General features: G+C 71.7%; 19 protein-coding genes and 1 pseudogene. 12 read left to right on the forward strand and 8 right to left on the reverse strand.

The features are described from left to right. Positions 1-104 precede the first annotated feature (104 nt). From D9598_RS07085 to D9598_RS21605, 3 genes and pseudogenes are all read left to right on the forward strand, one after another. Positions 105-1,001, forward strand: coding sequence for a dienelactone hydrolase family protein (locus D9598_RS07085; RefSeq protein ID WP_198365718.1), 897 nt, complete (start codon positions 105-107; stop codon positions 999-1,001). Beyond that, positions 992-1,327, forward strand: a pseudogene (locus D9598_RS21600) (hypothetical protein); the annotation flags it as partial. The gene D9598_RS07085 and the pseudogene D9598_RS21600, both read left to right, overlap by 10 nt. A gap of 106 nt (positions 1,328-1,433) precedes the next feature. Beyond that, positions 1,434-1,940, forward strand: a complete 507-nt coding sequence (locus tag D9598_RS21605; RefSeq protein WP_370591979.1) for a hypothetical protein — start codon at positions 1,434-1,436, stop codon at positions 1,938-1,940. Between the two features lie 44 nt (positions 1,941-1,984). Here D9598_RS21605 and D9598_RS07095 read toward each other — a convergent pair whose 3' ends face one another. The 4 genes from D9598_RS07095 to D9598_RS07110 form a co-directional block, all read right to left on the reverse strand. Further along, positions 1,985-3,388 (reverse strand): aspartate aminotransferase family protein, encoded by a 1,404-nt coding sequence (locus tag D9598_RS07095; protein WP_198365719.1) that lies wholly within the window; start codon positions 3,386-3,388, stop codon positions 1,985-1,987. Positions 3,389-3,483: 95 nt separating this feature from the next. Continuing rightward, a complete protein-coding gene (locus tag D9598_RS07100; RefSeq protein ID WP_198365720.1) occupies positions 3,484-4,785 on the reverse strand; it encodes a TRAP transporter large permease in 1,302 nt (433 codons plus the stop codon). Between the two features lie 13 nt (positions 4,786-4,798). Next, entirely contained in the window at positions 4,799-5,329 is a 531-nt protein-coding gene (locus D9598_RS07105) for a TRAP transporter small permease (RefSeq protein ID WP_198365721.1), read from the reverse strand. A gap of 10 nt (positions 5,330-5,339) precedes the next feature. Further along, positions 5,340-6,329: a TRAP transporter substrate-binding protein gene (locus D9598_RS07110; RefSeq protein WP_198365722.1), complete on the reverse strand. Its 990-nt coding sequence runs from the start codon at positions 6,327-6,329 to the stop codon at positions 5,340-5,342. A 295-nt stretch (positions 6,330-6,624) separates the two neighbouring features. Here D9598_RS07110 and D9598_RS07115 point away from each other — a divergent pair, with 295 nt between their 5' ends. The 3 genes from D9598_RS07115 to D9598_RS07125 are packed head-to-tail and all read left to right on the forward strand — an operon-like array spanning position 6,625 to position 9,658. Continuing rightward, positions 6,625-7,689 carry an ABC transporter substrate-binding protein gene (locus D9598_RS07115; RefSeq protein WP_198365723.1) on the forward strand — a complete coding sequence of 355 codons (1,065 nt, stop codon included), beginning with the start codon at positions 6,625-6,627 and terminating at the stop codon, positions 7,687-7,689. Positions 7,690-7,691: 2 nt separating this feature from the next. Next, positions 7,692-8,885: an ABC transporter permease gene (locus D9598_RS07120; RefSeq protein ID WP_232477007.1), complete on the forward strand. Its 1,194-nt coding sequence runs from the start codon at positions 7,692-7,694 to the stop codon at positions 8,883-8,885. After that, on the forward strand, positions 8,882-9,658 hold the full coding sequence (locus D9598_RS07125) for an ABC transporter permease (protein ID WP_198365724.1): 777 nt from the start codon (positions 8,882-8,884) through the stop codon (positions 9,656-9,658). The genes D9598_RS07120 and D9598_RS07125 overlap by 4 nt, the downstream gene beginning before the upstream one ends. 6 nt (positions 9,659-9,664) lie before the next feature. Here the strand turns inward: D9598_RS07125 and D9598_RS07130 are convergent, their stop codons facing one another. Continuing rightward, entirely contained in the window at positions 9,665-9,994 is a 330-nt protein-coding gene (locus D9598_RS07130; RefSeq protein ID WP_198365725.1) for a multidrug efflux SMR transporter, read from the reverse strand. 104 nt (positions 9,995-10,098) lie between these two features. On the opposite strand from D9598_RS07130, the gene D9598_RS07135 reads away from it, so the two are divergent. Continuing rightward, a complete protein-coding gene (locus tag D9598_RS07135; RefSeq protein ID WP_198365726.1) occupies positions 10,099-10,857 on the forward strand; it encodes a superoxide dismutase in 759 nt (252 codons plus the stop codon). A 66-nt stretch (positions 10,858-10,923) separates the two neighbouring features. On the opposite strand, the gene D9598_RS07140 is transcribed toward D9598_RS07135, so the two are convergent. Both D9598_RS07140 and D9598_RS07145 read right to left on the reverse strand, forming a co-directional pair. Beyond that, positions 10,924-11,643, reverse strand: coding sequence for an LrgB family protein (locus D9598_RS07140; RefSeq protein ID WP_198365727.1), 720 nt, complete (start codon positions 11,641-11,643; stop codon positions 10,924-10,926). Further along, positions 11,643-12,002 carry a CidA/LrgA family protein gene (locus tag D9598_RS07145; RefSeq protein ID WP_370591957.1) on the reverse strand — a complete coding sequence of 120 codons (360 nt, stop codon included), beginning with the start codon at positions 12,000-12,002 and terminating at the stop codon, positions 11,643-11,645. Before D9598_RS07145 ends, D9598_RS07140 begins: the two co-directional genes overlap by 1 nt. Positions 12,003-12,413: 411 nt before the next feature. Between D9598_RS07145 and D9598_RS07150 the strand changes: the two genes are divergently transcribed. The 4 genes from D9598_RS07150 (at position 12,414) to D9598_RS07165 (ending at position 16,215) form a co-directional block, all read left to right on the forward strand. Continuing rightward, a complete protein-coding gene (locus tag D9598_RS07150) occupies positions 12,414-13,634 on the forward strand; it encodes a CaiB/BaiF CoA-transferase family protein (protein WP_198365729.1) in 1,221 nt (406 codons plus the stop codon). After that, positions 13,631-14,530 carry a hydroxymethylglutaryl-CoA lyase gene (locus D9598_RS07155; RefSeq protein ID WP_198365730.1) on the forward strand — a complete coding sequence of 300 codons (900 nt, stop codon included), beginning with the start codon at positions 13,631-13,633 and terminating at the stop codon, positions 14,528-14,530. Before D9598_RS07150 ends, D9598_RS07155 begins: the two co-directional genes overlap by 4 nt. Before the next feature lie 47 nt (positions 14,531-14,577). Next, positions 14,578-15,096 carry a CHAP domain-containing protein gene (locus D9598_RS07160; RefSeq protein WP_198365731.1) on the forward strand — a complete coding sequence of 173 codons (519 nt, stop codon included), beginning with the start codon at positions 14,578-14,580 and terminating at the stop codon, positions 15,094-15,096. Positions 15,097-15,228: 132 nt separating this feature from the next. Continuing rightward, positions 15,229-16,215 carry a tripartite tricarboxylate transporter substrate binding protein gene (locus D9598_RS07165; protein WP_232477008.1) on the forward strand — a complete coding sequence of 329 codons (987 nt, stop codon included), beginning with the start codon at positions 15,229-15,231 and terminating at the stop codon, positions 16,213-16,215. Positions 16,216-16,267: 52 nt separating this feature from the next. On the opposite strand, the gene D9598_RS07170 is transcribed toward D9598_RS07165, so the two are convergent. Then, the gene (locus D9598_RS07170) at positions 16,268-17,257 is read right to left on the reverse strand and encodes a TerC family protein (protein ID WP_198365732.1); all 990 of its coding nucleotides are present in this window, start codon (positions 17,255-17,257) and stop codon (positions 16,268-16,270) included. Between the two features lie 355 nt (positions 17,258-17,612). Here D9598_RS07170 and D9598_RS07175 point away from each other — a divergent pair, with 355 nt between their 5' ends. Beyond that, the gene (locus D9598_RS07175; protein WP_198366172.1) at positions 17,613-17,885 is read left to right on the forward strand and encodes a twin-arginine translocase TatA/TatE family subunit; all 273 of its coding nucleotides are present in this window, start codon (positions 17,613-17,615) and stop codon (positions 17,883-17,885) included. The last annotated feature ends 136 nt before the right edge of the window (positions 17,886-18,021 follow it).

The raw sequence follows: 18,021 nt of genomic DNA on the forward strand, positions 1-18,021 counted from the left end.
CCTTCGGGCGCGGCGAAGGCTCGCTTCCGCGGAGTCGAATTGTGACGCGGTGATGCGCGCGCGATGGTCAGGGGGATATCCCCTGGCATGGAGGGCGCGGGATCATGTTCGGATGGCTGATACTGGCTGCCCTGTCCTTGGCCCTGCCCCTGCCTCCGGCCCTGCCCCTGGCCCCGATCGGCGCGCCGCCCGCGCGCGCCGAGGATCGCGCCGGGAATAGGGGGCCGGAACCCCGCCTGTTGGCGGCCATGCCCGCCGCCCGGCCGGGCGAGCCGACGCTGACGCTGTTTCTCCCCGGCGGTCCGCACCGCGCGCCTTTTCCGCTGGTCGTGGCGGTTTCGGATTCGCTCGGTCCCGACGGCCGGGCGGACCGCATCACCGCCCTGCTGCTGGCGCGGGGCGTCGCGGTTCTCGATCTCGACCCCTTCATCGTCACCGATGGCCCCGGGCAGGCCCGGCGCCGCGACAGGGTGCCCGAGGCGGTCTCTCAGGCGGCGGACCTCGCCGCCCAGCACCCCGCCATCGACCCGGACAGGGTCGCCCTGCTGGGGTTCGGGGCGGGGGGCCGCGCCGCCTGGCTGGCGCGGCCTGGATCGGACACCATCCCCCGCTTCGTCGCCCGGGCCATTCTCTATCCGGGCTGCCGGGACCTGGTGGCGCAGGGACAGGCCGGCGCACCGGCTGATGCCTCGGCGGGCCTGTTGCTGATGCATGGAAGCCTGGACACGGAGAACGGCACCGAGGCCTGCGCGCGGCTGGTGCAGGGCCTGCCCGACCGGGGGCGGCTGCGGCATGTCAGCCTTCGTGGGGCGGGCTATGCCTGGGATCGTCCGGCGCCGCTGGGGGAGGGCGGCACGCTGCTGCCCGCGCCCGGCGGCGAGGGCCGTGTGCCGGCGGCGCCATGGACCTACATGGCGCAGTGCTCGGCGCGGATGGTGGCCGCCTGGCTGTCCGACGCGCTGGGTGCGCGTGGCGCGGTGGCCGCCGCCGCATGTCCCTGAACGCGCATGACCGGCCCGGGGCGCAGGCGGCGGCGCTGCGGCCGGAGCCTGCCGAATTCGCCTGCGAGGACGGGGTCGGGCTGCGCGGGCATCTTTGGCGCGCCGCCGGCGCCGGAGAGGGCGGCGCCATCCTCGTCAACGCGGCGACCGGCGTCCTGGCCCGCTACTATCACCGCTACGCCCGGTTCCTGGCCGGGCACGGCTTCGATGTCCTGACCTATGACTATCGTGGCATCGGCCTGTCGCGGCCGGAGCGCCTGAAGGGCTGCGGCTACCGCTGGCGCGACTGGGGGATGCAGGATTTCGCCGCCGCCCTGCGCTTCCTGCACGAGGCGACCGGCTGCCCCCGCCCGATGGTGGTGGGCCACAGCATCGGTGGCTTCCTGCCGGGCCTCGCCCCGAATGCGGCGATGATCGGCCGCATGCTGACGGGTGGGGGCGCAGTATGCCTGGTGGGGCGATTACGCGCCGGAGCGCCGCCTGCGGCTTCTGCTCAAATGGCACGTCGCCATGCCCGTCGCGACGGCGCTCTGCGGCTACTTCCCCGGCCGCCGCCTCGGGTGGCTGGAGGACCTGCCGGCCGGCGTGGCGCAGGAGTGGAGCTTCCGCGGCCCCTGCTTCACGCGGAGCCACCCGCGCGCGGAGCGCCGCGACATCCTGGCCCGCATGGCCGCTGTGCAGGCACCGATCCTCGCCATCGCCGTGACGGATGACGAACTCGGCACGGTGCCGGCGGTGTGCCGCGCGCTCGGCTACTATACGGGCGCCGCCCGACGGCTGGCGGTGCTGGACCCCGCCGGCTACGGCCGGACCGCCATCGGCCATTTCAGCCTTTTCCACGACCGGCATGCCGCCGACTTCTGGCCGGACACCCTGGCCTGGCTGCGCCACGGTGTCGATCCCTGGCCGGGTCGGACCATGGGCTTCCGGGCGCCCTGAGGCGCGACCGCGCGCGACGGGGCGTCGGGCGCGGCGCCGCCCCCTCAGCCCGCCAGCCCCTCCCGCCGCAGCTCCGCCGTCAGCCGCTCCACGGCGCGGCCGAAGCGCTCCAGCATCTCCTCCACCTCGGCGGCGGCGATGACCAGGGGCGGCGAGAAGGCGATGGAGTCGTTCATCAGCGCGCGCAGGATCAGCCCCTCCTCCTCGGCCATCCGCACCAGGCGCGGACCCACCTTCAGCGCGGGGTCGAAGCTGCGCTTCGCGGCCTTGTCGGCGGCGAATTCGACCGCCGCCACGAGGCCGACGCCGCGCACCTCGCCGACCAGCGGATGGCCGGCGAAGCGCTCGCGCAGGCCGCGCTGCATCAGCGCGCCCATCGTGGCGGCGTGCTCGATGAGGTTCTCCTCGTCATAGATGCGCAGCGTCTCCAGCGCGACCGCGGCGGCGACCGGGTGGCCGGAATAGGTGAAGCCATGGCCCCAGGTGCCGACCTGGTCGCTGCCCTCGGCCAGGGCCTCATAGACGCGCTCGTTCACCATCACCGCCGAGATCGGCAGGAAGGAGGCCGAGAGCGCCTTGGCGCAGGTCAGGATGTCCGGCCGCAGGCCGAAGCTCTGGCTGCCCCAGTAGCGCCCGGTGCGGCCGAAGCCGCAGATCACCTCATCGGCCACCAGCAGCACGTCATGCTTGCGGAGCACCGCCTGGATCTTCTCGAAATAGGTCTCGGGCGGCACGATGCAGCCGCCCGCGCCCATCACCGGCTCGGCGAAGAAGGCGCCGACGGTCTCCGGCCCCTCCGCCTCGATCAGCGCGTCCAGCTCGGCGGCGAGGCGGCTCGCGAAATCGGCCTCGCTCTCGCCGGGCTCGGCGAAGTGGTAGTGGTGTGGCGTGCCGACATGCAGGAAGCCCGGCAGCGGCAGGCCGAACAGCCTGTGGTTGGCCGGCAGGCCGGTCAGGCTGGCGGCGGCGGCGGTGATGCCGTGATAGGCGCGCTGCCGGGCGATGATCTTGCGCTTCTGCGGCCGGCCCAGCACGGTGTTGACATACCAGACCATCTTGATCGCGGTGTCGTTCGCCTCCGAGCCGGAATTGGCGAAGAACACCTTGCTCATCGGCACCGGCGCGCGCGCCAGCAGCGCCTCGGCCAGTTCGATATCCGGCATGTTCGAGCGGCCGGTGAAGCTGTGATACCAGGGCAGCCTGCGCATCTGCTCGGTGGCGGCGCGCAGCAGGCGCTCGTTGGAGAAGCCGAGCGAGGCGCACCAGAGCCCGGCCACCGCCTCCAGATACTCCCGGCCGGACTCGTCACGGATGCGGATGCCCTCGCCGCCGGTGATGATCAGCGGGCCCTGCTCGCGATGCGCCTTGTGATTGGTCATCGGGTGCAGCAGCGAGGCGATATCCCGCGCGGCCGCGGAATTGGCGCCATGGGTGTCGGGCGGGGTCATGCGGGGTCTCTCCTGCGCTTCCACGGCAGGCTAGGCCAGTTCTTCCGCCCTGGCGACGGGGGGGCCATCCGCTCCCCCCCCGGTGGTTCAGTGGCTCAGCGGCTCAGCAGCACGTCCGGCAGCCAGGTGGCGATGGCGGGAAACACCGTCACCAGCGCCACGGCCAGCACCAGCATCAGGAAGAAGGGCAGGGTCGCCCAGGCCACCTCGGTCTGTTCCCGCCCCGTCATGCTTTGCATGACGAACAGATTGAAGCCGACCGGGGGGGTGATCTGCGCCATCTCGACCAGCAGGACGATGAAGATGCCGAACCAGACCAGGTCGAAGCCGGCATGCTGCACCATCGGCACCACAATGGTCGTGGTCAGCACGATCATCGAGACGCCGTCCAGCGCCATGCCGAGGATGATGTAGATGATGGTGAGCATGGCGATCAGGCCGTAGGGGCCGAGGTTCATCGCCGCGACGGCTTCCGCCAGGGCCGCCGGGATGCCGGTCAGGGCCATCGCCTTGGTCAGGTAGGCGGCGCCGGCGAGGATGAACATGATCATGCAGGAGACGCGCGTGGCACCGGTCAGGCTCACGATGAAGCTCTTCCAGGTCAGGCAGCGCGTCGCGGCGGCGAGCGCGAGCGCGCCGGCCACGCCGCAGGCCGCGGCTTCCGTCGCCGTCGCCCAGCCGGCGAACATCGAGCCGATCACGGCGAGGATCAGCAGGACGCAGGGGATCAGCTGGCTGGATTGCCGAAGCTTCTCGAGCAACGAGGTCGAGGGCTCGCGCGGCGGCTGCCGGGACGGATTGAGAAGCGCCCAGACGGCGATATAGGCGGAGAACAGCCCCATCACCAGCAGGCCAGGCAGGAAGCCGGCGAGGAAGACCCGCACCACCGAGGTCTCGGCCGCCACGGCATAGACCACCATGATGATGGAGGGCGGGATCATGATGCCCAGCGTGCCCGAGGTGGCGAGGCTGCCGATGGCAACGCGGTCGTCATAGCCGCGCCGGCGCAGCTCGGGCAGGGCGATGCGGGAGACGGTGGCACAGGTCGCGGCGGAGGAGCCAGAGACGGCACCGAAGATCCCGCAGGCCAGCACGTTGACGTGCATCAGCCGGCCCGGAATCCGCCGTACCCAGGGCGAGAGCCCGCTGAACAGCTCCTCTGAGATGCGGGTGCGGAACAGGATCTCGCCCATCCAGACGAACATCGGCAGCGCCGCCAGCGTCCAGGAGCCGGTGGCCTCCCAGAAGGCGCTGGCGAGATAGGTGCCCGGCTGGGGATGGACGAAGGTGATGGCGACGAAACCGAGGGCGGCCAGCGCCATGCCGATCCAGAGCCCGCCGGCGAGCAGCAGGCCGAGCAGCAGCAGCAGCAGCCCGGAGAGTTGCAGAAGATCCATGGGAATGCCGCCTTCAGCTCGAGTAATCGCCCTGCGCCATGCGGGCTTCCGCCTCGATGGCGTAGTTCGGCTTGCCGCCGCGCAACACGGTGAACAACTCATCGGCCACGGCGATCAGCAGGAGGGCGATGCCGATCGGCATGGAGAGCTTCGGCACCCAGAGCAGCACCGGAAGGGCACCCTGCGCGCGGTCCTCGATCTCGTAGGAGAAGAGGACGTCGTCGATGGTCCAGTACAGCGCATAGGCGCAGCCGATCGCGGCGAGGCTCAGCGCCAGCAGCTCCGCCACCCGGCGCGGGCCCGGTGCGAGCGTATTGATCAGCAGGCCGACGCGGATCAGCTCGCCACGGCGGAAGGTGTGCGCCAGGGCGAAGAAGGTGGTGGCCACGCAGAGATAGGCACTGATGTCGTCGGCACCCGGGAACTGGATCGACAGTTCGCGCAGCACCACCTGCGTGATCATGATGAGGAAGATGCCCAGCAGGGAGGCGGCGGCAAGTGCCGCCGCCATCCGGTAGAGCGCATCGAGCGCCTGTCGCAGCATCTCTGCCGCCTCAGCCGGCGCGATAGGCGGCGATCAGCTTCTGGCCGTCCTCGCCGGTGCGGGAGACCCATTCGTCGGTCATGACGGCGCTGATCTTCTGCAGCCCCTCGATCAGCGCCGGCGTCGGCTGCTCGACCTTCAGGCCCCGCTTCTCCAGCGTGTCCTGCGCGATCTGCGTCGCCTCCTTCGACATCGCGAAGCCACGCTCCTCGGCGGCCGCGGCGGCGTCCTGGATCGCCTTCTGCTGCGCGGCCGGCAGGGCCTCGAAGGCGCGCCGGCCGATAAAGACGTGGTTCTGCGTGTAGGTGAAGTTCACCGGCGTGAAGACGCGCGCGTAGTCCCAGGCCTGCGTGTCCACGCCGGTGGCGGCGCTGGTCACCTGGGCGTTGATGACGCCGGTGGCGAAGGCCTGCGCCACCTCCGCCGACTGCACCAGGGTCGGCGTCGCCTGCAGCAGGGCCGCGAAGCGGTTCGTCATCGCGTTGAAGGCGCGGAAGCGGCTGCCCTTCAGCGCATCCAGGCTCGGCAGCGACTGGTTGCTGTAGAAGCCGCCCGGCGGCCAGGGCACGGCGTAGAGCGGCACCAGGCCGCTGCGCCTGAAGCGCGCCTCGATATAGGGGCGCGCCAGGTTGCGCAGCTTGCGCGCCGCCTCGAAGCTCGGCGCCAGCAGCGGAATGCCGTCCACCTCGAAGAAGGGGTCCTCGTTGCCATAGGCGGAGATCAGGATCTCGCCGAGCTGCACCTGACCCTGCTGCACGCCACGCTTGATCTGTGGCATGGGCAGCAGCGACCCGTTGGTGTGCAACTGGACCTGCAACGCGCCGCCGGTGGCCTTCTGCACCTCCTCCACGAACTGGCGGATGTTGCGGGTGTGGAAGTTGGTGTCCGGGTAGGCCGTGGCGAACTGCCATTTGGCCTGGGCGGACGCCCCGCGCGGGGCCAGGCCGGCCATCGCGGCGCCGGTGGCGGCCAGCAGGAGGCTGCGGCGCGTGGTCGTCATGCTGTGGTCTCCCGTGGTCATTGGGCCAGGATGCGGCGGGAAACTATCCGACCGCCGGCGCGCGGCAGGCAAGGGGCGATGCGGCGGTATTCCACCGCCGCCAGGCCGGCGGCGCCCACCGAAGCGCCATTTCCGGGAGGGATTGCCCGCCCGGCGGCCAGCCGGCGCGGCGGGACGGGCAGCGCCGGGAGCCTGCCGCTCCGCACCCTCTCAACAGGGCCGGCGATCTGCTCTAGGCTCGACTCCGGGCAGGCCGGCGCCGCGCCGGCCGCCCCCATCAGGAAGGGTCCAAAGAATGTTGCGGAGACATCTGGGCGCCATCGGGCTGTTCGCCGCGGGCCTGGCGCTTTTCCCGGCCCTGTCGACCGGCCCGGCCCTGGCGCAGGGGCGCGACCTGACCATCGTCTCCTGGGGCGGCGCCTATCAGGACGCGCAGCGGGAGATCTTCTTCCGCCCCTTCCAGCAGCAGAGCGGCGCGCGCCTCCTGGAGGAGACCTGGGACGGCGGTGTCGGTGTGCTGCGCGCCAAGATCCAGTCCGGCGCCAACAACTGGGACCTCGTTCAGGTGGAGAGCGAGGAGCTCCTGATCGGCTGCGAGGAAGGGCTGTTCGAGAAGATGGACTTCGCCGCCATCGGCGGCCGGGACCGCTACATCCCGCAGGCGGTCAGCGAATGCGGCGTCGGCAACATCCTCTATTCCTTCGTCCTCGCCTATGACCGGGCGCGCACCGCCGAGGGGCCCAAGAGCTGGGCCGAGTTCTTCGACACGAAGCTGTTCCCCGGCAAGCGCGGGCTGCGGCGCGGCCCCAAGACCACGCTGGAGATCGCCCTCCTGGCCGATGGCGTGGCGCCGGGCGAGGTCTACAAGCTGCTCGGCACCAATGCCGGGGTGGACCGCGCCTTCCGCAAGCTGGATTCGATCAAGCAGGACATCGTCTGGTGGGAGCGCGGCAGCCAGCCGGCGCAACTGCTGGCCAGCGGCGAGGTCGCCATGACCAACGCGTACAACGGCCGCATCACCGCCGCCAACCAGAATGACGGCCGCAATTTCGGCATCGCCTGGGCGCAGAATCTCTACACCCTGGATTCCTGGGTCATCATGAAGGACAGCCCGAACAAATCGCGGGCCCAGGCCTTCCTGAAGTTCGTCGGCGAGCCCCGGGTCGCGGCCGAGCTGCCGCCGCGCATTGCCTATGGCCCGACGGTGAAGGGCGCCAACGAGCTGGTCTCCCCGGAGGTGCTGGCCAACCTGCCGACGGCGCCGGCGAATGCCGCCAGCGCGCTCGAGATCAGTGACCGGTTCTGGCTCGACAATCTCGACAAGCTGAGTCAGCGCTTCAACAACTGGCTGTCGCGCTGACCTTGTCCGCGCGCTGGAAGGCGGCGGCGCTGGTCGCGCCGCTGCTGCTGTTCCTCCTGGCGGTCTTCATCCTGCCAATCGGCGCTTTTCTCCTGCGCGCCGTGCAGGAGAGCGATGTCGCGCCCGTGCTGCCGCGCACCGTCTCCGCCCTCGCCGGCTGGGACGGGGCGGGGCTGCCCGGCAACGACGCCTTCGCCGCCGTGATCGAGGATCTGCGCGAGGCGCGCGAGCGCGACCGGGCGGCGGGGGGCGGCGAGATCGCCCGCGCCTCGGCCCGGCTGAACGCCGACTGGCCGGGCTTCCGCAGCCTGCTGCCGATGACGGCGCGCCGTGTCGCGCAGGAGCTTGAGGGCGCCCCGCGCGAGGCCCTCGCCGGCATCAGCGAGGACTGGGCCACGCCCGAGCCCTGGGCCGCGATCCGCCGCGCCGGCGGGCCGGTCTCGGACTTCAACCTGCTGGCCGTGCTCGATCTGAAGCGGGACGCGGCGGGCCACATCGCCGCCGCGCCGCCGGACCAGGCGATCTTCCGCGGCATCCTGTGGCGCACCCTCTGGATCGGCGCCCTGGCGACGCTGCTCTGTCTCGCCATCGGCTATCCGCTGGCCTGGCTGATCGCGACGGCGCCGCCGCGCCTGGTGCCCTGGCTGCTGGCCGGCGTGCTGCTGCCCTTCTGGACCAGCCTGATCGTCCGCACCGCCGCCTGGATGGTGCTGCTGCAGCGCGAGGGCGTGCTGAACGCCGCGCTGCAGGCGCTGCGGCTGACCTCGGAGCCGCTGCCGCTGCTGTTCAACCGGGGCTCGGTGCTGCTGGCCATGGTGCATATCCTGCTGCCGTTCATGGTGCTGCCGATCTATGCCAGCCTGAAGGCGCTGGACTGGCGCCTGCCCCGCGCCGCGCGCTCGCTCGGCGCCTCGCCCCTGCGGGCCTTCCTGCGGGTCTCGCTGCCGCTCTCCCTGCCGGGGGTGGGGGCGGGCTGCCTGCTGGTCTTCATCCAGGCGCTGGGCTTCTACGTGACCCCGGCGCTGCTCGGCGGGGCCAATGACCAGATGCTGCCCTATTTCGTCGCCTTCTATGCCTCGCGCACCGTCAACTGGGGCATGGCGGCGGCGCTCTCCTGCCTGATCCTGCTCGCCGTCGCCGTCATCCTGGCGGTCTATGGAAAGCTGATCGGCTTCTCGCGGATGCGTCCCGCATGATAGCGACCTCACGCCTCGCGCTCTGGATCTTCGGCCTGCTGGCGCTGGTCTTCCTGCTGGCGCCGGTGCTGCTGATCCTGCCGCTCTCCTTCTCGGCCGGGTCCTTCCTCTACTATCCGCTGCCCGGCCTGTCCTTCCGCTGGTACGCCGATTTCTGGACCTCCGGCTTCTGGCTGCCGGCGCTGTGGAACAGCCTGCGCCTCGGCACGGTGGCGGCGCTGCTCGCGGGCGTGCTCGGCACCCTGGCCGCCTTCGGCCTCTGGCGCGGCAACTTCCCCGGCCAGCGCCTGGTGATGGCGGTGCTGCTGGCGCCGATGGTGGTGCCGGTGGTCATCGTCGCCGTGGCGCTGCTGCTGGCCTTCGGGCCGCTGGGCCTGACCAACAGCTTCCTCGGCCTGGTGCTGGGTCACGCCGCGCTGGGCGCGCCCTTCGTCCTCGTCACCGTGCTGGCCGCGCTGCAGCAGTTCGACGCGGTGCAGCTCCGCGCCGCCGCCGCCTGCGGCGCCTCGCCGCTGCGGGCCTTCCTGCGCGTCTGCCTGCCGCAGATCATGCCCGGCGTGGCGGCCGGCGCCATCTTCGCCTTCGCCACCTCGCTCGACGAGGTGGTGGTGACGCTCTTTCTCGCCGGTCCGGCGCAGCGCACCCTGCCGCGGCAGATGTTCTCCGGGCTGAACGATTCCATCAGCCTGACCATCATGGCGGCGGCCATGGTGATGGTGCTGCTCTCGGCCCTGCTGCTGCTGGCGGTCACGCTGCTGCGCCGCAAGCGGTAGGCGCGCTCAATGCCCGGTGCCGGAGAGCAGGTTGATGACCAGCACCCCGGCCAGGATGAGCCCGATCCCGGCCAGGGCCGCGGCGTCCAGCCGCTGCCCGAAGCCGATCCAGCCGACCAGCGCGATCAGCACGATGCCGATGCCGGACCAGAGGGCATAGGCGATGCCCATCGGCAGGCCGCGCGTCAGGGCCTGCGCCAGGAACCAGAAGGCGCCGGCATAGCCCAGCACCACCACCACCGAGGGCCACGGCCGGGTGAAGCCGCGCGAGGCGTTGAGGGCGGAGGTGGCGATGACCTCGAGCAGGATGGCGAGGCCCAGATACAGGTGCTGCATGCCCCGCTCCTGCCGGCGCCACCCGGGGCGGTCAAGTTGCGGAGGCGGGTGCATCCCCTCCGGCGGCGGCGAGTTACGGCCCTGTCATCCCTGGGAGAAGCACCATGACCCTCGCACCTCCGAGTCTCGGACCGAACCGTCGGGGCGCCCTGGCGCTGGGCGCCGCCCTGCTGGCCGCCGGCACCCTGGCCGCCCCACGGCGCCTCTTCGCCCAGGCCGCGACCCCGCCGGCCTCCGGCCCCTATTCCTTGCCGGCGCTGCCCTATGCCGCCAATGCGCTGGAGCCGCATATCGACGCCGCCACCATGGAGCTTCATCACGGCAAGCATCACGCGGCCTATGTGACCAATCTGAACAACGCGCTGAAGGACCATGGCCAGCTCGCCGGCATGAAGCTGGAGGAGCTGCTCACCAAGCTTCCCGAGGCGCCCGAGGCGGTGCGCACGGCGCTGCGCAACAATGGTGGCGGCCATGCCAACCACGCCATGTTCTGGCAGATCATGGGCCCCGGCGGCGGCACGCCCTCCGGCGAGCTGGCCCAGGCGATCGACCGCGACCTGGGCGGGCTCGACAAGATGAAGACCGATTTCAACGCCGCCGGCGGACGCGTGTTCGGCTCGGGCTGGGTCTTCGTCACCGTCGACCGCGAGGGCAAGCTGGCCCTGACCTCGCGCCCGAACCAGGACACGCCGCTGATGGACGGCCAGCGGGTGCTGATGGGCAACGACGTCTGGGAGCACGCCTACTACCTGAAGTACAACAACCGCCGGCCCGAATATCTGGCGGCGTGGTGGAACGTGGTGGACTGGGCCAAGGTCGGGCAGCGCTACGCCGCCGCCAAGGCCGGCACGCTGGCGATCTAGGCCGGAGCGGGAACCGGGCGGGATCGGCCCCGGCCGGGTGGTCGGCGCCGATTCCGATGGAACGCCTCAGCCGAGGAAGAAGCGCCAGAGCAAGGGCAGCAGGAGCGCGCTGATCAGCGCGTTCAGCCCCATGGCCATGCCGCTGAAGGCCCCGGCGGTGGCGTTCACCGAGATCGCGCGCGCCGTGCCGATGCCGTGCGCGGCGGTGCCCATGGCCAGGCCCCGGGCGCGCCAGTCCCGCACCCGGGCAAGGTTCAGCATCGCCGGGCCAAGCGTCGCCCCGGTCACGCCCGAGCCCAGCACCACCGCCGCCGTCAGCCCCGGCAGGCCACCGATCTGCTCGGCGATGCCCATGGCCACCGGCATGGTGACGGAGCGGGGCGCCAGGCTGGCGGTCACCTCCGGCGCGGCCCGCAGCAGCAGCGCGAAGGCCACGCCGGAGAAGGCGGCGGCCAGTCCGCCGCAGGCGATCGCCAGCAGCGCGGCGAGGGCGGAGCTGCGCACATGGTGCCATTGCCGGTAGAGCGGCACGGCCAGCGCCACGGTGGCGGGCCCGAGCAGGAAGTGCACAAACTGCGCGCCCTGGAAATAGGCGCGGTAATCCACCCCGGCGGCGAGCAGCAGACCGGCGAGCAGGATGACGGCCAGCAGCACCGGATTGGCCACCGGATGCCAGCGGCACAGCGCGGCGAGGCGCAGCCCGGCCAGCCAGGCGAGGAGGGTGGCGGTCAGCGCCGCCAGCGGATCGCGCGCCAGATAGACCCAGATCTCGGTAAGGTCGACCATCAGCCGAGCCGCCGCATCAGAAGCTGGGCCAGCAGCCCGGTGACGGCGATGCCGATCAGCGTGCCGGCCAGGATCGCCAGGGCCAGCGGCGCCCAGTCCCGCGCCAGCTGCGGCAGGAAGACCACGATGCCGACCCCGGCGGGCACGAAGAGCAGGCCGAGATGGCGCAGCACCGCATCTGCCGTGCCGCCGAGACCGGGCGCGCCGGGATCGGTGCCGCCGGCGCCGGGGGACCAGCGGTCGCGCAGCAGCAACCCGGCGAAGAGCAGGGCCATGCCGAGGACCGGGCCGGGCACGGGCAGGTGCAGCGCGCGGGCCAGCAACTCGCCGAGCAACTGGCAGAGGAGGAGGATGGTCATGCCGCCGATCATGGCGCGGCACTCCATCGCAGGACGGCAGGCGGGCGCAGGACGGCAGGCTGGACAGGCACGGGCAGGCTCCCCGGTTGATGGTGCACTGCGCCTAGACTTCCTCCCCGCCCGCCTGGAACGCCATCCCCGCTTTGCGCGGGGCGGCGTCAAGAAAAACGGCAGGCTCCGGGGGGAGCCTGCCGTGAAGGTGGCCGTGCCGGGGAGGGGGCACGGCGTGGTGCCAGGGAGAGTGTGGCACCGAGGAGGAGGACAGGGCCGGGGGGGCGGCCCTGGCGCCATCATGGCGGGAACAGCCTGCCATTCCCTTAAGACGCGGCGGGAAATTGGCCGCGCCCCCTTGCCGGACGGCGCCGTCTCGCCAACCCTCCGGCGGGACAGGATCGGGAGGAGAGCAAGGTCATGACATCGCCGGCCAAGCCGCCAGCAACGCGGCTGCCGCTCACGGGGCTGCCGCTCACGGGACTAAAGGTGCTGGAACTCGGGCACTACATCGCGGGGCCCTTCGCCACCCGCCTGCTGGCCGACATGGGCGCCGAGGTGGTGAAGGTGGAGCCGCCCGAGGGCGACCCCATCCGCGGCTGGGGCAGCCGGCACAACGGGCATCCGGTCTGGTTCAGCATCCATGGCCGCAACAAGCTCTCCGTCACCCTCGACCTCAAGAACCCGCGCGACCAGGCGCGGCTGCTGAAGCTCGCCGCCCGCGCGGACGCGCTGGTGGAGAACTTCCGCCCCGGCTACCTGGAGCGCATCGGCCTCGGCCCCGACCGCCTGCGGGAGGCCAACCCGCGCCTCGTCATCGCCCGCGTCTCCGGCTACGGGCAGGACGGGCCCTATCGCGACAAGCCCGCCTTCGGCGCCATCGGGGAGGCCATGGGGGGTCTGCGGCACCTCACCGCCAATCCCGGCCAGACCGAGCTGCCGCCGCCGCGCTGCGGCCTCTCGATCAGCGACGACCTGGCCGGGATGTATGCCGCCATGGCCGTGGTCTCGGCCTGCTGGGGGCGGGATGCGGGCGAGGGGGGCGGCGGGCGCACCATCGACATCAACCTGGTCGACAGCGTCTTCAGCCTGAGCGAGGGCATCCTTCCGGAATACGGGCTGACCGGGAAGATCCGGCAACCGGCGGGCGCCGCCATCCCGACCGCGGCGCCGACCAACACCTATCCCTGCGCCGACGGCAAGTGGCTCTGCGTCGCCGGCAATTCGGACTTCATCTTCCGCCGGCTGATGGCCGCCATCGGCCGGCCGGATCTCGCCGACGATCCGCGCATGGCCGACAATGGCGGGCGTTGCGCCCATGCGGCGGAGCTGGACGCCGCCATCGCCGACTGGACCCGCACCCTGCCCGCCCGCGAGGCGCAGGAGCGGCTGGAGGCGGTGGACGTGCCCTGCTCGCGCCTCTTCGATATCCGCGACATCGCCGAGGACCCGCATTTCCTCGCCCGCGATTCGGTGATGCCGGTCGATGACCCGCTGCTCGGCCCCGTGCTGCACCCGGCGGCGCCCTTCCGCTTCGACGGCGTCACCCCGCGCGAGATGGTGCGCTGGACGGGACCGGCCGCCGGGGCGCACAACGAACAGGTTTTCCAGGACTGGCTCGGGGAGGAGCAGCAGGCATGACGGACAGCGTCACCATCAGCGAGGTCGCCCCGCGCGACGGGCTGCAATCCATCGGCCCCTTCGTGCCGACCGAACGCAAGATCGAGATGGTCCGCGCGCTGCACGCGGCCGGGTTGCGGCGCATGGAGGTGGGCAGCTTCGTCAGCCCCCGCCACGTGCCGCAGATGGCCGACACGGCGGAGGTGCTGAAGGCGGCCAAGGCGCTGCCCGGCCTCGAATGCACCGTGCTGGTGCCGAACCGCAAGGGCTTCGACCTGGCCATGGCGGCGGGCGCCGACCGGCTCGGCTTCTTCATGTCCGTCACCGAGGCGCACAACAAGGCCAACCTGAACCGCAGCCGGGCCGAGAGCCTGGCCGAGCTCTCGGAGCTGGTGCGCGAGGGCGCGGCGGCGGGTGTGGCGATGCGCTTCAACCTCTCCTGCGCCTTCCACTGCCCCTTCGAGGGGGTGGTGCCGCAGGCGGCGGCGCTGGAGATGGTCGGGCGCGCCGCCGCGCTCGATCCGGGGATGGAGATCGGCATCGCCGACACCACCGGAAACGCCGCGCCCGATCAGGTGGCGGAGGTCTTCCGGCAGGCGCTGGCGCGGCACGGCAACCCGCTCGCCTACCACGGCCACGACACCTATGGCCTGGGCGTCGCCAATGCGCTGGCCGCCTTCGAGGCCGGCTGCCGGGTCTTCGACGGTGCCGCCGGCGGCCTGGGCGGCTGCCCCTTCGCCCCCGGCGCGACCGGCAACACCGCGACGGAGGACCTCGTCTGGATGTTCCACCGGATGGGCGTCGCGACCGGCATCGACTGGACGAGGCTGCTCGTCGCGGCCGATCTCTGCGCCGCCGTGCCCGGTGGCACGCCGGGCGGGCGGATGCGCGGCGTGCCGGCGGCGCGGGCGGCGTGACGCGGCGCCCCGCGGCGGGCCAGGGGTGGCGGTAGGCGGCCCGCGCGATGGCTGACAGGCGCCGTCCCGGCCTCCGCCGGCTCTGGCCGCTCATCCTGCCTCTCCTGCTCATGGCCTGCGGCGGTTCCCCTTCCGGCCCGGTGCTGGGCGCGGCGGCGCTGCGCGAGCCGGTCACCTGCGTGCCCTATGCCCGGGCGCGCTCCGGCATCGACCTGCGCGGCGATGCCTGGGAGTGGTGGGGGGCGGCCGCAGGGCGCTACGGGCGCGGCCGGGCCCCGCGGCCGGGCAGCATCCTGGTGATCGACCGCTCGGCCCGGCTGCGGGATGGGCATCTGGCGGTGGTCAGCCGCGTCCTCTCGGCGCGGGAGATCCGGGTGGACCACGCCAACTGGGCCAGCGGCCGGCTGAAGGGCCGCATCATGCGCGACCAACCGGTGCGCGACGTCTCGGCGGCGAATGACTGGTCCCTGGTCCGGGTCTGGTATCCGCCGGCCGACGGCTACGGCGTCACCAGCTATCCCGCCGCCGGCTTCATCCATCCCGCCGGCGCCTGGGCGGCGCGCTGAGGCGCGGGCTCCCAGGGTGATGGGGGAGGGCGGCGGCCCGCGCAGGGGCGCCCCGCGCCGATCCGGCTGGACGCTGGGGCGGGACCATGCTGCAAGCGGTGCGACGACCGTTCCACCGGAGAGATCATTCCCATGCCGCGCCGCCGTTCCCTCCTCGCCCTGGGCACCGCCGCCTCGGCCGCCTCGCTGGCCTCATTCCCGATGGCGCGGGCGCAGTCCGGCTGGCCCGACCGGCCGGTGCGCTTCATCGTCCCCTTTCCCGGCGGCTCCTCGCCGGACCTGACGGGCCGGCTGGTGGCGCAGCACCTGGCCGATGTGCTGGGGCAGCCGGTGGTGGTGGAGAACAAGGCCGGCGCGGGCGGCAATATCGGCACCGACACGGTCGCCAAGGCGACGGACGGGCTGACCCTCGGGCTCTCGATCAACGGCCCGCTCTCCACCGCGCCCGCGCTCTACCGCGGCCTGCCCTACGACCCGCAGAAGGACCTGGCGATGATCTCGCTGCTGGTGCGGGGCGGCCAGGTCCTGGCGGTGAACCGGGATCTCCCGGTGACGGATTTCGCCGGCTTCGTCGCCCATGCCAGGGCCAATCCCGGAAAGCTCACCTTCGGCTCGGTCGGCGCCGGTTCGGGCGGGCATCTGGCCATGGAGGACATCAAGGGCCGGCTCGGCCTGACGCTGGAGCACGTGCCCTATCGCGGCTTCCCGCCCGCCGTGCTCGACCTGACGGCCGGGCGCATCAGCGCCATGGTGGTGACCGCGGCGGCCATCCTGCCGCAGCTCCGCGAGGGCACCGCCCGCGCTTTGGCGGTGACGACCGAGGCGCGCATGCCGCAGCTTCCCGAGGTGCCGACGCTGGTCGAGCTCGGGCTGGACGGCGCGGTCTCCTACGGATGGCAGGTGATGATCGCGCCGACGGGGACGCCGGCCGAGCGGGTCGCGCTGCTGGCGCGGGAGGCCCGCCGCGCCCTCTCCACCGAGCGGGCCCGGCAAGTCATGGAGGCGGCCGCCTTCGAGGTGGTGGCGGGGACGCCGGAGGAGGCGGCCGCCTATGTCGCCGCGGAGGCGGCCCGCTGGGGCGGGCTGATCCGCGATCTCGGCCTGAGCCTGGAGGGCTGAAGCCGCTGCGGGCGCCCATCGGGGAGGGGGCGGACCCCCTCCCGCGGGCCGCTCAGTGCGTGCGCTCGGCCGGGTATTCCGGGGCCTTCTGGCCGCGGGTCTTCCACAGCGACAGCGCCACCGAGCCGGCGATGATGCCCGCCGTCGCCATCAGGGCATATTCCACCGGCACCGCCTTGCCGCCGGCGAACCAGTTGGCCAGCATCTTGGCGCCGACGATCATCAGCACGATCGACAGCCCGTGCTTGAGGTAGTGGAAGCGGTGGATGACGCCGGCCAGCGCGAAGTACATGGCGCGCAGGCCGAGGATGGCGAAGACATTGGCCGTGTAGACGATGAAGGGGTCGGTCGAGACGGCGAAGATCGCCGGGATGCTGTCGAGGGCGAAGAGCAGGTCCGTCAGCTCGACCAGGATCAGCACCAGCAGCAGCGGCGTGACCATCAGCTTGCCGCCCTCGCGCACGGTGAAGGCCTTGCCGCGGAAGCCTTCCGTCACCGGCAGGCGGCGGCGCAGCCAGGCGAGGACCGGGCTCTCCGTGGGATCGGGCTCCTCATCGGCCGCGCGCAGCATCTTCCAGCCGCTCCAGATCAGGAACAGGCCGAAGAGCACCATGATCCAGTCGAACTCGCGCATCAGCGCGGTGCCCACCAGGATCATCACGCCGCGCATCACCAGCGCGCCCAGGATGCCCCAGAACAGCACCCGGTGCTGATAGGCCGGCGGCACGCCGAACTTGGCGAAGAGCAGGACGAAGACGAAGATGTTATCGACCGAGAGCGACCACTCGATGACATAGCCGGTGAGGAATTCCAGCGCCTTGGTGCTGCGCTCCTCCGGCGTCGCGCCATAGCTCATCCAGAGCCAGCCGAAGAACAGCAGGGCCAGCCCGATATAGGCGGCCGACTTGATCAGGGCGGTGCGGACCGGCACCGGGGCGGGGTCGCCATTGGCGTCCTTGCGGGCGAACAGACCGAGGTCGAGCGCCAGAAGCCCGAGCACGGCGGCGTTGAAGATCACCCAGAACCAGATTGAAGCTTCCACGTGGGACGGCTCCTCAGGAAAGGGGGCCCGTCCGGCGGCCGCAGATCATCCGCGGTCACAAGGGAAGATGCGCGTCCGGGCCCGATTGCGCGAGAAGTCGATCCGACATCGCGAAGGCGGCTGTTCGCCGCCAGGTCGCCAGAGGGGCCCGGATCCGTCTCCATGGATGAAGGAAAATTCACCTCAAGGCAAGCCTGATTTGTTTCCGCAGTTGTTTCCCGGCGCGAATCACGCCATCTCCCGGTTTGCGTGAGGCCGGTGCCGACACTACTGTCGGACACTGAGGAGACGCGGTCAGGCCGGCGGGGAGCATCCCTTCAGGTCGGTGGCCGCCCAAATGGATCGAGGCGTGGCTATGGGTTCCTTCAGCATCTGGCACTGGCTCGTTGTGCTGCTCGTCATCCTGCTGCTGTTCGGCGGCGGCAAGATCAGCGGTCTGATGGGCGACCTCGCGAAGGGCATCAAGTCCTTCAAGCAGAACATGAAGGAGGATGACGACAAGGATGCCTCCATGGCCGCCGATGCGCCCTCCCGGCCGGCCGGCAACCTCTCGGGCCCCGGTGTGAACCAGGCGCGCAACACCAGCACCGAGCCGAACACCTCCAACTCCTCGCACCCCGCCGCCTGATCCCGGGGCGGGGGCGGCCCGCCCCCACCGGCGGCACGAGGCCCGATCGCGGGGCCAGGCACGGATGCCCTCCGGCCTGGCCCTTGGGCTTTTCCGGCCGCCTGCCGCCTGTCCGGAAAGCGCCGGATATCCCGAA

This window comes from Roseomonas sp. KE0001 (genome assembly GCF_016107285.1).
GTDB lineage: Bacteria > Pseudomonadota > Alphaproteobacteria > Acetobacterales > Acetobacteraceae > Pseudoroseomonas.